This window comes from Microbacterium sp. M4A5_1d (assembly GCF_053345465.1).
This window is the reverse complement of sequence record NZ_JBKFAD010000001.1, coordinates 851,997-864,339: the sequence shown is the minus strand read 5'-3', so window position 1 is coordinate 864,339 and position 12,343 is coordinate 851,997. Positions and strand designations below refer to the sequence as shown.

The following is a 12,343-nucleotide window of genomic DNA, read 5'->3' as shown; positions in this document are numbered from 1 at the left end:
GCGGCCCCGCTCGAGATCAGCGGTAGCGGCGGCCCTCGTCGCGTCGGTACAGCCACACGACGAGGGCGCCCAGCGCGAGCGTCCACGCGACGACGCCGAGGATCGCCCAGAGCGGCACGTCGGCACCGGTCGCGACGCCGACGACGATCTCTCGGGCTTGACGGATCGGCAGGATCGACGAGGCGGTGTCGAGCCAGGCGGGGAAGAACTGCGGGGGCAGGAACAGGCCGCCGCCGAAGGCGAGCAGGAACAGGGCCACCTGCGTGACGGCGATGGCGGCCTTCGGGCCCGTCGTGAGACCGATGATCGCACCGATGAGCATCGGCGGAAGCGCCGTCGCGATCACGAGCACGATGGCCGCGAGCAGCCGGAGCGGTTCGGGCTGCGCGCTCGTGAAGACACCTCCGACCACGAGCAGCGGCACCATCGCCACGGTCGCGATCGCGAGGGTCGCCAGGATCAGGGCCCCGATGCGGGCGAGCGGGCTGCCGGGGAGCGTCCGCAGGTAGGGCGTCCACGGCTTCGAGCGTTGCTCGGCGAGCTCGAGCCCGACCGAGAACAGCCCCGACGACATGAAGGCGAACACGACCATCGAGCAGACGGCGGCGGTGGCGACGCTGCTATCCGCCACGACCGCGCCCTGGGGCAGCACGAACAGGCAGAACGCGAGGGTCGGGAACACGACCGACCCGATCACCGCGATCGGAACCCGCGCGGTCTCGATGAGGTTGTATCTGGTCGCGGTCAGGGTGAGCGAGAGCGTGGACATCAGGCGGCCTTCTCGGTGGTGGGTGCGGGTGCGGGTGCGCCGGGGCGCGCGGACGTGGCGGTCAGGGAGAGGAACGCCTCTTCGAGCGTCGCTCCGCGCACCGTCAGATCGCTGAACGGCAGATCGGCGGCGACGAGTGAGCGGACGAGAGCGTCGGAGTCGCCGACGACGGCCGTCACGGCGTCGTCCGCGGTGGAGACGGATGCCTCGGGGGCGAGGCGCCGGATGTCGTCCGCCGAGACTCCGCGCAGGGTGACACGGCGTCGGGAGACGCTCGACACGACGGCCGCGAGCGTGTCATCGGTGCGGACGACACCGTCGTCGATGACGACGACGCGGTGAGCGAGCTGCTCGATCTCCTCGAGGTGGTGGCTCGTGACCACGACGGCGCATCCGGCGGCGTGCCGGGCGCGGACGGCATCCCACAGTGCGCGCCGGGCGTCCACGTCGAGACCGGTCGTGGGCTCGTCGAGCAGCACGAGATCGGGGTCGCCGACGAAGGCCAGCCCGACGGACACACGCCGCTGCTGCCCGCCCGACAGCGCCCCGCACTGCTGGCGCAGCAGCGGGCCGAGGTCGAACTCCTCGATGATGCGGGCGCGGGGAGAAGGATGCGGGAAGTGAGCCGCGACGAAGTCGAGCACTTCACCCACGCGCAGGGCGTCGGGCAGCGCCGTCGCCTGCGGGGTCGACCCGAGGCGCACGCGCGAGGACGTGTCGCGCGGGTCGCCGCCGAACAGCCGCACCTCGCCGCTGGTCGGGGTTCGCAGGCCTTCGACGAGCGACAGAAGGGTCGTCTTGCCGGCGCCGTTCGGGCCCAGCAGACCGACGCATTCGCCGGCGTGGATGTCGAGGGTCACTCCGGCCAGCGCGGTGACGTCGCCGAACCGCTTCACGAGGTCGCGGGTGCTGATGAGGGCGGTCATGATCCTCCTCCGAGGAGATCGAGCAGATGGGTGCGGTACGTGCGGAGCGCGGCTCGCCCGGCGGGGGTCAGCGCGACGTAGGTCACGGGCTTCCGGCCCGCGAAGGCCTTGCTGGTCTCGACGTAGCCCGCCGCCTCGAGCTTCGCGAGGTGCGTGGTGAGGTTCCCGGCGGTCATCCCGAGCAGCTTCTGCAGCACGGGGAAGGTCACCTCGTCGCCGTCGGCGAGGGCCTCGTTCAGCGCCGTGACGATGCGCAGGCGGGCCGGGGCGTGGATCACCGGGTCGAGCTCGGTCATCGGCTGCCTTCCGCCGGGATGACGCCGCGCAGCATCAGGGTCGCGACGATGAGCATCGCGAGCGGTCCGACGGTCGCGTACACGAGGTAGTTGGTCGGCGTGCCCGCGTACGACGCCACGATCGCGGTGGCGATCATGACGATGCCGAGCGCGTACTGGACGGGGGAGCGCCACAGCGCCCCGCCGGCGAGGTAGAGCACGCCGACCAGCAGGACGAAGATCGCGGGGGAGAGCACTGCCATGACGTCGGCATCCGCGCCGGTGCGCTGCACCGCGCCGATGAGGAGGCCGGCACCGAACATCGACAGCGACCACGCCCAGCCGTACATGGCCCCGGCCAGGCGCGACGGTCCCCGCACGCCCACGCCGGAGCGGATGCCGGCGACGGCGGAGACGACGATGCCGGCGATGAGCACCGTGCCGAAGACGATCCACGCGGGGGTCGTCGGAATGCGGAACCAGGGGTTGCCGCCGCCGTCGGCCGCGCTCCAGATGGCTCCGAATCCGACGATCCACGCCGCCGCCCAGGTGATGAGCATCACCGCGTAGTTGCGGTTGACCCAGTGCGCGGTGCGCCGGCGCTGGTCCTGCATGAGGGCGAGCATCGCCGCCGGGTCGGCCTGCTGCTCGTCATCCATCGAATCGTGCTCCATGCAAACCACTTTGCACTGCAAACCTTGCGCGGTCAACTCGGCATCGTTGCGGTCGCACCGCCGGGTCGAGCGCACTTCGATGGGCCGGCCGCAGTTCGAACGGCGCCCGACGGCCGCAACTGCGCCTCATACCGCGGACGCCGGCAGCGGGGGATTTGGCGGATGCCGCGAGGGAGCGCTACTGTCGGCGCATGTCTTCGGCCCCGCAGCGCACCGTCTCGGTGCTTCGCGCGCGCCGACGTCTGGGCGACCGCCGACGCTAGGCGACCCTGCACGCTCCCGCATCCGCGGTCGAGCGCGTGGTGTCGCCGCCGCCGGTCCCCGTCGCCGCGAAGGCGACGTCATCCCAGACAATAAGGTGGAAGTCATGCCCCTCTCCGTCGCCGTCTCCGGCGCATCCGGATACGCGGGAGGCGAGATCCTGCGCCTGCTCGCCGCTCACCCCGAGGTCGAACTCCGCACGGTCACCGCGCACTCCAACGCCGGTCAGCCGCTCATCGATCACCAGCCGCACCTCCGCTCGCTGCGTCACCTCACGCTTCAGCCCTCGACGCCCGAGGTGCTCGCGGGGCACGACATCGTGTTCCTCGCCCTCCCGCACGGCCAGTCGGGTCAGTACACCGAGGCGCTCGCCGACACCGCCCTCGTCGTCGACGCGGGCGCCGACCACCGGTTGACGTCGTCGGACGACTGGGATGCCTTCTACGGCGGCGACTTCCACGAGCCCTGGACTTACGGTGTGCCCGAGCTCCTCGTCGGAGGCGCGAACGGCACCGGCAAACAGCGCGACAAGCTCGTCGGAGCCTCGCGCATCGCCGCTCCCGGGTGCAACGCCTCGACCGTCGCGCTGAGCCTCGCGCCCGGTGTCGCCGCCGGTGTCATCGACCCGAGCGACATCGTGAGCGTGCTCGCGGTCGGTCCGTCGGGCGCGGGCAAGAGCCTGAAGACGAACCTCCTCGCCGCCGAGATCCTCGGATCGGCGAACCCCTATGCCATCGGCGGGACGCACCGCCACATCCCCGAGATCCGGCAGGCGCTGCGGGGAGCGGGCGCGGTAGGCGACATCCGCATCTCGTTCACCCCCGTCCTCGTGCCGATGTCGCGCGGCATCCTGGCCACCTCGACCGCTCCGATCGCGGACGGCGTCTCCGACGCTCAGATCCGCGAGGCGTGGGAGAGCGCCTACGCGGATGAGACGTTCGTGCAGCTGCTGCCCGAAGGCTCCTTCCCTCGAACGGCCGACGTCACCGGCGCGAACACCGCGCTCATGGGCCTGGCGATCGATCGGGCCGCCGGCCGTGTGGTCGTCGTGACCGCGGTCGACAACCTCGCCAAGGGCACCGCCGGTGCCGCCATCCAGTCGATGAACATCGCCCTCGGTTTCGCCGAGACCACGGGCCTGAGCGTGAACGGAGTCGCCCCGTGAGCGTCACCGCCCCCCAGGGTTTCGAAGCCGCCGGTGTCGCCGCGGGTCTGAAGTCGACCGGAAAGCCCGACGTCGCCGTCGTCGTCAACCGCGGCCCGCTCAAGGTCGGCGCCGCGGTGTTCACCTCGAACCGCGCCAAAGCGAACCCGATCATGTGGTCGCAGCAGGCGATCGCCGACGGCGTCGTCGAAGCCATCGTCCTCAACTCCGGCGGAGCGAACTGCTTCACGGGCAGCTTCGGCTTCCAGACGACGCACCAGACCGCCGAGAAGGCGGGGGAGCTGCTGGATGTCAGCTCGGGCGATGTGCTCGTCTGCTCCACGGGCCTCATCGGCACCGGCGACGAGGTGTTCCGCGCCAAGGTGCTCGAGGGCACCACGGCGGCGATCGGCTCGCTCAGTGCCGAGGGCGGCGAGGACGCCTCGCTCGCGATCATGACCACCGACTCGCGGCCCAAGCGCGCCGTCGTCTCACGGGGTGGCTGGACGATCGGCGGCATGGCGAAGGGCGCGGGGATGCTCGCACCGGGCCTCGCGACGATGCTCGTCGTCATCACCACCGACGCCGTTCTCGACGCGGCGCAGGCGGATGCCGCGCTGCGCTCCGCGACTCGCACGAGCTTCGACCGGCTCGACTCCGACGGATGCATGTCGACCAACGACCAGGTCACCCTCATGGTCAGCGGCGCGTCGGGCGCGACGCCGGATGCCGCCGAGTTCAACGCCGCGCTCGCCGAGCTGTGCGCCGACCTCGCCGAGCAGCTGCAGGGTGACGCCGAGGGCGCGAGCCACGACATCGCGATCGAGGTCGTCGGCGCGGCATCCGAAGAGGACGCCGTCGTCGTCGGACGCTCGGTCGCCCGCAACAATCTCTTCAAGGCCGCGATCTTCGGCAACGACCCGAACTGGGGCCGGGTGCTCGCCGCAATCGGCACGACCGATGCGGCCTTCGACCCCTACGACGTCGACGTCTCGTTCAACGGCGTGCGGGTGTGCACCGCCGGCGGGCCCGACCGTCCGCGTGAAGAGGTCGACCTGACGCCCCGCGCGACGCGCATCCTCATCGACCTGAAGTCGGGCGATGCCACGGCGACGATCCTCACGAACGACCTCACGCACGACTACGTCCACGAGAACAGCGCTTACTCCTCATGAACGACATCGACCTCCAGTACACGACCCCCGAAGAGGCGGCCGCCAAGGCGGGCGTCCTCATCGAGTCGCTGCCGTGGCTGCAGCGCTTCCGCGATCAGATCATCGTCATCAAGTACGGCGGCAACGCGATGGTTTCTGAGGAGTTGCAGGAGTCGTTCGCGCAAGACATCGCCTACCTGCGTTTCGTCGGCGTGAAGCCCGTCGTCGTCCACGGCGGCGGCCCGCAGATCTCGAAGATGCTCGACCGGCTCTCGATCGAGAGCGAGTTCAAGGGCGGCTACCGGGTCACCAGCACCGAGGCGATCGATGTCGTCCGGATGGTGCTGACCGGGCAGATCAACCCGCAGCTCGTCGCCCGCATCAACGCGTACGGTCCGTTCGCGACGGGCCTGTCGGGGGAGGATGCCGGTCTGTTCGGCGGTCGCCGCCGCGGCGTGGTCATCGACGGCACCGAGCACGACCTCGGGCACGTCGGCGATGTCGTCGAGGTCGACCCCCAGCCGGTGCACGATCAGCTCGACGCCGGCCGCATCCCGGTCATCTCCTCGATCGCACCCGATCTCGACAACCCCGGTCATTCCCTCAACGTGAATGCGGATGCCGCGGCCGCGGCTCTCGCGACGGCCCTCGGCGCCACGAAGCTCGTCGTCCTCACCGACGTGCCCGGCCTCTACGCCGACTGGCCCAACCGCGACTCGCTCGTCTCGCATCTGACGTCGACCGACCTGCGCGCGATGCTGCCGAAGCTCGAGTCGGGGATGATCCCGAAGATGCAGGCATGCCTCGACGCGGTCGACGGGGGAGTGGACACGGCGGCCATCATCGACGGACGCCAGCCCCACTCGGTGCTGGTCGAAGTCTTCACAGCACAGGGAATCGGTACGGAGGTGGTGGCGGGATGACGAACCCGACGATCCAGCAGACAGCGCCCACATGGGCGGATGACGTCGATCGCGACCTCGTCCGCAGCGCCGGCGCACGCCTGGCGCTGCTCGAGCGCGGCGAGGGCGCGTACGTCTGGGATGTCGACGGCAAGCGCTACCTCGACTTCCTGGCCGGCATCGCCGTCAACTCGCTCGGACACGCTCACCCCGTGTTCGTCGAGGCGGTCTCGCGTCAGGCAGCCACCTTGTCGCACGTCTCGAACTACTTCGCCACGCCGCCGCAGCTCGAGCTCGCGGCGAAGCTCAAGCGTCTCGCGGGCACCGGCGACGCCGGTCGCGTCTACTTCGGCAACTCCGGCGCCGAGGCGAACGAGGCGGCGTTCAAGCTCGCGCGTCTGCACGGCGGAGCCGAGCGCCCCCGCATCCTCGCGCTGAAGGACGCGTTCCACGGTCGCACGATGGGCACCCTCGCCCTCACCGGCAAGCCGCAGATGCAGCAGCCGTTCGAGCCGATGGTTCCCGGCGTCGAGAGCATCGACTCGACGATCGAGGCTCTCGAGGCCGCGATCGACGACCGCGTCGCAGCCCTGTTCGTCGAGCCCATCAAGGGCGAGGCCGGGGTCATCCCGCTGCCCGAGGGATACCTCGCGGCGGCGCGTGAGATCACGAAGCGCCACGGTGCGCTGCTGATCGTCGACGAGATCCAGACCGGTGCCGGGCGCACCGGCGCGTGGTTCGCGTTCCAGCACGCCGGCATCGAGCCCGACGCGATCACGGTCGCCAAGGGCATCGGGGGCGGGTTCCCGATCGGCGCGCTCATCACCTTCGCGAGCGCGAGCGATCTGTTCTACCCGGGCACGCACGGCTCGACGTTCGGCGGCAACCCGCTGGGCACCGCTGTGGCGTCGGCCGTCCTCGGCGAGATCGAGAACGGCGGGCTCGTCGAGGCCGCCGCAGCTCACGGCGCACGCCTGCGGCAGGTGCTCGAGACGATCGATTCGGCACTGGTCGAGGGCGTGCGCGGACAGGGTCTGCTGCTGGGCGTCGGGCTGCGGCATCCGGTCGCCGGCGCCGTCGTCGCGGCGGCGCAGGAGCACGGCCTGATCGTCAACGCCGCCAACGACCGCACCGTGCGGATCGCTCCGCCGCTCACCATCGGCGACGTCGAGATCGACGAGTTCGCCGAGCTTTTCACCGCCGCGCTGCGCACCGTCGAGTCGGCCCTGCTTCTCGAGAACACGACCACGGAGGAATCCGCATGACCCGCCACCTGCTCCGCGACGACGACCTGAGCCCGGCCGAGCAGGCCGAGGTCCTCGATCTCGCCCTCTCGCTGAAGAAGGACCGCTGGAAGCTGAAGCCCCTCGAGGGTCCGCAGACCGTCGCGGTCATCTTCGACAAGTCGTCGACCCGCACGCGCGTCTCGTTCGCGGTCGGCATCGCCGACCTCGGTGGCTCGCCGCTGATCATCTCGACGGCCAACAGCCAGCTCGGCGGCAAGGAGACCCCGTCCGACACCGCGCGCGTGCTCGAGCGCCAGGTCGCCGCGATCGTGTGGCGCACGTACGCGCAGGCAGGCCTCGAGGAGATGGCGCGCGGTACCCGCGTGCCGGTCGTCAACGCGCTGAGCGACGACTTCCACCCGTGCCAGCTGCTCGCCGACCTGCTGACCATCCGCGAGCACAAGGGCGACCTCGCCGGGCTCACGCTGTCGTTCTTCGGCGACGGGCAGTCGAACATGGGTCACTCGTACGTGCTCGCGGGCGTGACCGCGGGCATGCACGTTCGAGTCGCGTCTCCCGAGGGGTACGGCCCGCGTGAGGATGTCGTCGCCGACGCGCAGCGCATCGCGGCACAGACGGGCGGATCGGTCACGATCCTCGTCGACCCGCTCGAAGCGGCATCCGGCGCCGACGTCATCGTGACCGACACGTGGGTGTCGATGGGCAAGGAGGAGGAGAAGATCGCACGCATCCGCGATCTGGGTGCGTACAAGGTGACGCAGCAGACGATGGATGCCGCCGCCGACGGGGCGATCTTCATGCACTGCCTGCCCGCCGACCGGGGCTACGAGGTCGACGCCGACGTCATCGACGGCTCGCACAGCGTCGTCTGGGACGAGGCCGAGAACCGTCTGCACGCGCAGAAGGCGCTGCTGGTCTGGCTGCTGCGTCAGCAGTGACCGCGGAGCGGTGAGGAGCGGCCGGTGCCGGGGATGAGCGAGATGCTGCGCCGCCGCCCGCTGTTCGCGCCCTCGCGCATCGACGGCGTCGACCTCGCTCGCGGCCTCGCCGTGATCGGGATGCTCGCGGCGCACCTGCTCGCGATCCCCGACTTCGATTGGACGATCCCCTCCTCGTACGAGGGGATCGTCCACGGGCGCTCGTCGATCCTGTTCGCAACGCTCGCGGGTGTCTCGATCGGGCTCATCAGCGGCGGACCGGTTCCGCTGCGCGGGCCACGACTCGAGACGGCCCGTCTGCGCCTGCTCGTGCGGGCCGGAGCGATCTGGGTGATCGGCGTGCTGCTTCTCTTCCTCGCGGTGCCGGTGTACGTCATCCTTCCCGCCTACGCGCTGCTGTTCGTGCTCGCTGCCGCGGTGCTGCCGCTGCGGGCACGCACGCTGCTCATTGCGGCCGCGGTCGTCGGGCTCGTCGCGCCGTTTCCGCAAGCGGCGATCGACGGCCTGTCGTTCTGGTCGACACCCGAGGGGGTCGACGTCTCGAACGCTGTCGGATGGCATTACCCGTTCCTCACCTGGATGGCGTTCGTCCTCGCGGGCATGGGGGCGGCGCGTCTCGACCTGCGCTCGCGCGCGACGCCGTGGCTCCTCGCGCTCGCGGGGCTCGCCCTGACCGCTGCCGGGGCCGCTCTCGACATCGTGTGGGGACGCTCCGAGGTCTTCGGACAGACCCCGTGGACCGGGGAAGCGCATTCGTCCGGACTGTTCGAGGTGATCGGGTCCGGCGGGTTCGCCCTCCTCGTCATCGGCGTGTGCGTGCTCGTGTGCCGGACGCCCCTCACGTGGGTCGCGCTGCCGCTGCGCGCCGTGGGCTCGATGCCGCTGACCGCGTACTCGGCGCAGATCGTCGTATGGGCGCTCACCCGGCCCGCCGCCGAGCCGGGCGTCTTCGAGCTCGACTCCTACCGAGCCCTCGATCCGTTCTGGCCGATGACCCTCGGCATCATCGTCGGATGCACCGCCTGGGCGCTCGTCGTCGGGCGGGGCCCCCTCGAAGCCGGCATCGACGCACTCGCCCGGCTGACGGTGCGCGGGCGCGTGGAGGCGCCGGGCACAGCGATGCCGCCCCGATAGGCTGGAGCGATGAGCGCAGACACGTCAGGCGGCACGAACTCCGGGGCTCTCTGGGGAGCCCGCTTCGCCTCGGGCCCCGCGCCCGAGCTGGCCCGCCTGAGCCGATCGACGCACTTCGACTGGGCGCTCGCCGGATACGACATCGCCGGATCTCACGCTCACGCGAAGGCGCTCGCCGCCGCCGGGTACCTCACGCCCGACGAGGAGAGCCGCATGCACGCGGGGCTCGACTCGGTGCTCGCCGCCGTCCGCGACGGATCGCTGCAGCCAGCCCCCGGCGACGAAGACGTGCACGGCGCACTCGAGGCCGCCCTCATCGCGACCGTCGGACCGGAGCTCGGCGGCAAGCTGCGCGCCGGACGCAGCCGCAACGACCAGATCGCCACGCTCGTGCGTCTGTACCTGCTCGATCACGCCGAGGTCATCGCCCGCGACATCCTGCGAGTCATCGACGCCATCGTCGGTCAGGCCGAGAACCACTCCCGCGCGATCATGCCCGGCCGCACCCACCTGCAGCACGCGCAGCCAGTGCTGCTCGCCCACCACCTGCAGGCCCACGCCTGGCCGCTGCTGCGCGACCTGGAGCGCCTGCGTGACTGGTCGGTGCGCGCGCGGATCTCGCCCTACGGCGGGGGAGCGCTCGCCGGTGCGACCCTCGGTCTCGACCCGCAGCTCGTGGCCACGGAGCTCGGCCTCGAGCGTCCCGCCGACAACTCGATCGACGGCACCTCCTCGCGGGATGTCGTGGCCGAGTTCGCTTTCATCGCCGCGATGATCGGCGTCGACAGCTCGCGGTTCGCCGAAGACATCATCATCTGGAACACCCGCGAGTTCGGCTTCGTCACGCTCGATGACGGCTACTCGACCGGGTCGAGCATCATGCCGCAGAAGAAGAACCCCGACATCGCCGAGCTCGCTCGCGGCAAGGCCGGTCGTGTGATCGGCAACCTCTCGGGCCTGCTCGCGACCCTCAAGGCGCTGCCGCTCGCGTACAACCGCGACCTGCAGGAGGACAAGGAGCCGGTCTTCGACTCGATCGAGACGCTCGAGGTCGTCCTGCCCGCATTCGCCGGCATGGTCGCGACGCTTCGCTTCGACGTCGACCGGATGGCCGAGCTCGCGCCGCAGGGGTTCTCGCTCGCGACCGATGTCGCCGAGTGGCTCGTCAAGCGCGGTGTGCCGTTCCGCGAGGCGCACGAGATCTCGGGCTCGCTCGTGCGGCTCTGCGAGGAGCGGGGCATCGAGCTGCATGAGGCATCCGATGACGACCTCGTCTCGGTCTCGGAGCACCTGGCTCCCGAGGTCCGCGAGGTTCTGTCGCCCGAGGGATCGGTCGCCAGCCGCGACGGCATCGGCGGAACCGCGCCGGTGCGGGTCGACGAGCAGCGTGCGGCACTGATCGCTCAGGCTCAGCAGGCCGTGCGGGTGTGGCAGCTCTGACATAAGCGATCGGCTGATACCGGGTATTCATCAGCTGATGACTGATATCCGCGAGATATAAGTGTTAGCCTGATCTGCATGACCGTTGCTGTCATCGCCGACATCGTCGGCTCTCGCCTGCTCGACGATCGCAGCCGCACCCAGGCGCAGATCGAAGCAGCGATGGCCGAGGTCGATCGCGCCTTTCCCGTCGCCGTGACCCCGATGCGTGCCACGTTCGCCGACGAGTTCCAGGCGGTCTTCGACGAGATGGATGACGCGCTGGCCTGGCTTCTGCTCCTGCAGCTGGCGCTGCCCGACGAGGCGTCGCTGCGCTTCGGGGTCGGTGTCGGCGACGTCGGCTCGGTCGCATCCGAGAGTTCGGACATCTCCGACGGGCCGGGGTGGTGGCGGGCGCGCGAGGCGATCGAGCAGGTGCACGCGATGCAGGACCGCGCGGTTCCGCGCGCCCGCATCCGCATTGTCGGAGGGGAGGACGAGGATGTCGCCATGGCCGACCGCATTCGCTTCGCCAACGCCTACGCGCTCGCCCGCGACGAACTCGTCGGGGCGATGTCGGCGCGCGCGCGGCGCCTGACCTACGGTCGCTGCCTCGGTCGCACCCAGGGCGCTCTCGCGAAGGAGGAGGGCATCACCCAGTCGGCCGTGTCGCAGCTGCTGGCGTCATCCGGAGCTCCCGCGATCGTCGCCGGGTACGCGGCCCTGACGGAGCGCTCGTCGTGATCGGCGCGGGACTCATCCTTCTCGCGGTCGGCGGGCTCGACCTCGCCCGCAAGCGGCTGTCGGGCGCGAAGCTCGGGATCGTGCTGGTGGTCTTCGGCGCGGCGCTGCTGCCGCTCGCGGCCTGGGCGGGCGCCGCGGCCTGGTGGTTCGCGGCGATCGCCGTCGCGGCCGGGTGGGCGGCGGTCACCTCGACGCGCGAGCCCACTCGATGGGGACTGTGGCCTGCGGCGCTTCTGGCCGTCGTGGTGGCCGTGGCGGTCGCCCTCATCGGGGTGCGCGACGGCCAGGGGCCTCTGGAACAGATCTGGCCGATCGACTCGCCCCTCGGCGTCGTGAGCCTCGACCTCGCCATCGCGCTCGCGGGAGCGCTGGTCTTCCTCGTCGAGTCCGGCAACGTCATCGTGCGGGCATCGCTGCGGGGCGGTGTCGTCGCCGCCGAAGCGGCGAACGAGCTGAAAGGCGGGCGCATCATCGGCCCCCTCGAGCGCGTGCTCGTGTTCGCCCTCACCCTCACCGGTGCGTTCACGCTGCTGGCCGCCGTGCTCGCGGCGAAGGGCATCGTCCGCTTCCCGGAGATCTCGCGCGACCACGACGGGGGAGACCGCGCCGAGTACTTCCTCGTCGGAAGCCTCGTCAGCTGGGTCGTCGCCCTCGGCGCGGCCTTTCTCATCTGGTGGGGCACCGCCGCCTGACCGTCATCGAGGCGGGTCGGCGGGTGCGCCGTTGACTCTTGTCGTGCTGAGCGGCGTTCGTCAT

The 12,343-nt window shown here is 70.7% G+C and carries 13 protein-coding genes; 9 read left to right on the top strand and 4 right to left on the bottom strand.

Features of this window, described 5'->3' with window-relative positions; genetic code table 11:
• Positions 1-16: 16 nt before the first annotated feature.
• Genes ACLBWJ_RS04175 through ACLBWJ_RS04160 form a run of 4 tightly spaced genes read right to left on the bottom strand, consistent with a single transcriptional unit; the run spans position 17 to position 2,644 of the window.
• Entirely contained in the window at positions 17-769 is a 753-nt protein-coding gene (locus ACLBWJ_RS04175; protein ID WP_447659775.1) for an ABC transporter permease, read from the bottom strand.
• On the bottom strand, positions 769-1,695 hold the full coding sequence (locus ACLBWJ_RS04170) for an ABC transporter ATP-binding protein (RefSeq protein ID WP_447659774.1): 927 nt from the start codon (positions 1,693-1,695) through the stop codon (positions 769-771). Before ACLBWJ_RS04170 ends, ACLBWJ_RS04175 begins: the two co-directional genes overlap by 1 nt.
• A complete protein-coding gene (locus ACLBWJ_RS04165) occupies positions 1,692-1,991 on the bottom strand; it encodes a transcriptional regulator (protein ID WP_447659773.1) in 300 nt (99 codons plus the stop codon). Before ACLBWJ_RS04165 ends, ACLBWJ_RS04170 begins: the two co-directional genes overlap by 4 nt.
• Positions 1,988-2,644, bottom strand: a complete 657-nt coding sequence (locus ACLBWJ_RS04160; RefSeq protein WP_274177572.1) for a hypothetical protein — start codon at positions 2,642-2,644, stop codon at positions 1,988-1,990. The genes ACLBWJ_RS04165 and ACLBWJ_RS04160 overlap by 4 nt, the downstream gene beginning before the upstream one ends.
• A 367-nt stretch (positions 2,645-3,011) precedes the next feature.
• Between ACLBWJ_RS04160 and argC the strand changes: the two genes are divergently transcribed.
• From argC to ACLBWJ_RS04115, 9 genes are all read left to right on the top strand, one after another.
• A complete protein-coding gene (gene argC / locus ACLBWJ_RS04155) occupies positions 3,012-4,070 on the top strand; it encodes an N-acetyl-gamma-glutamyl-phosphate reductase (RefSeq protein ID WP_447659772.1) in 1,059 nt (352 codons plus the stop codon).
• Positions 4,067-5,224 (top strand): bifunctional glutamate N-acetyltransferase/amino-acid acetyltransferase ArgJ, encoded by a 1,158-nt coding sequence (argJ, locus tag ACLBWJ_RS04150; RefSeq protein ID WP_447659771.1) that lies wholly within the window; start codon positions 4,067-4,069, stop codon positions 5,222-5,224. Before argC ends, argJ begins: the two co-directional genes overlap by 4 nt.
• Entirely contained in the window at positions 5,221-6,126 is a 906-nt protein-coding gene (gene argB / locus ACLBWJ_RS04145) for an acetylglutamate kinase (RefSeq protein ID WP_114587953.1), read from the top strand. The genes argJ and argB overlap by 4 nt, the downstream gene beginning before the upstream one ends.
• Positions 6,123-7,370, top strand: coding sequence for an acetylornithine transaminase (locus ACLBWJ_RS04140; protein WP_447659770.1), 1,248 nt, complete (start codon positions 6,123-6,125; stop codon positions 7,368-7,370). Before argB ends, ACLBWJ_RS04140 begins: the two co-directional genes overlap by 4 nt.
• Positions 7,367-8,290, top strand: coding sequence for an ornithine carbamoyltransferase (gene argF / locus ACLBWJ_RS04135; protein ID WP_064956902.1), 924 nt, complete (start codon positions 7,367-7,369; stop codon positions 8,288-8,290). Before ACLBWJ_RS04140 ends, argF begins: the two co-directional genes overlap by 4 nt.
• Positions 8,291-8,323: 33 nt before the next feature.
• On the top strand, positions 8,324-9,424 hold the full coding sequence (locus tag ACLBWJ_RS04130) for a heparan-alpha-glucosaminide N-acetyltransferase domain-containing protein (RefSeq protein WP_447660084.1): 1,101 nt from the start codon (positions 8,324-8,326) through the stop codon (positions 9,422-9,424).
• Between the two features lie 9 nt (positions 9,425-9,433).
• Positions 9,434-10,864 carry an argininosuccinate lyase gene (gene argH, locus ACLBWJ_RS04125; protein ID WP_447659769.1) on the top strand — a complete coding sequence of 477 codons (1,431 nt, stop codon included), beginning with the start codon at positions 9,434-9,436 and terminating at the stop codon, positions 10,862-10,864.
• Positions 10,865-10,942: 78 nt separating this feature from the next.
• Positions 10,943-11,587 (top strand): SatD family protein, encoded by a 645-nt coding sequence (locus tag ACLBWJ_RS04120; protein WP_447659768.1) that lies wholly within the window; start codon positions 10,943-10,945, stop codon positions 11,585-11,587.
• A complete protein-coding gene (locus ACLBWJ_RS04115) occupies positions 11,584-12,279 on the top strand; it encodes a hypothetical protein (RefSeq protein ID WP_447659767.1) in 696 nt (231 codons plus the stop codon). The genes ACLBWJ_RS04120 and ACLBWJ_RS04115 overlap by 4 nt, the downstream gene beginning before the upstream one ends.
• Positions 12,280-12,343 lie beyond the last annotated feature (64 nt).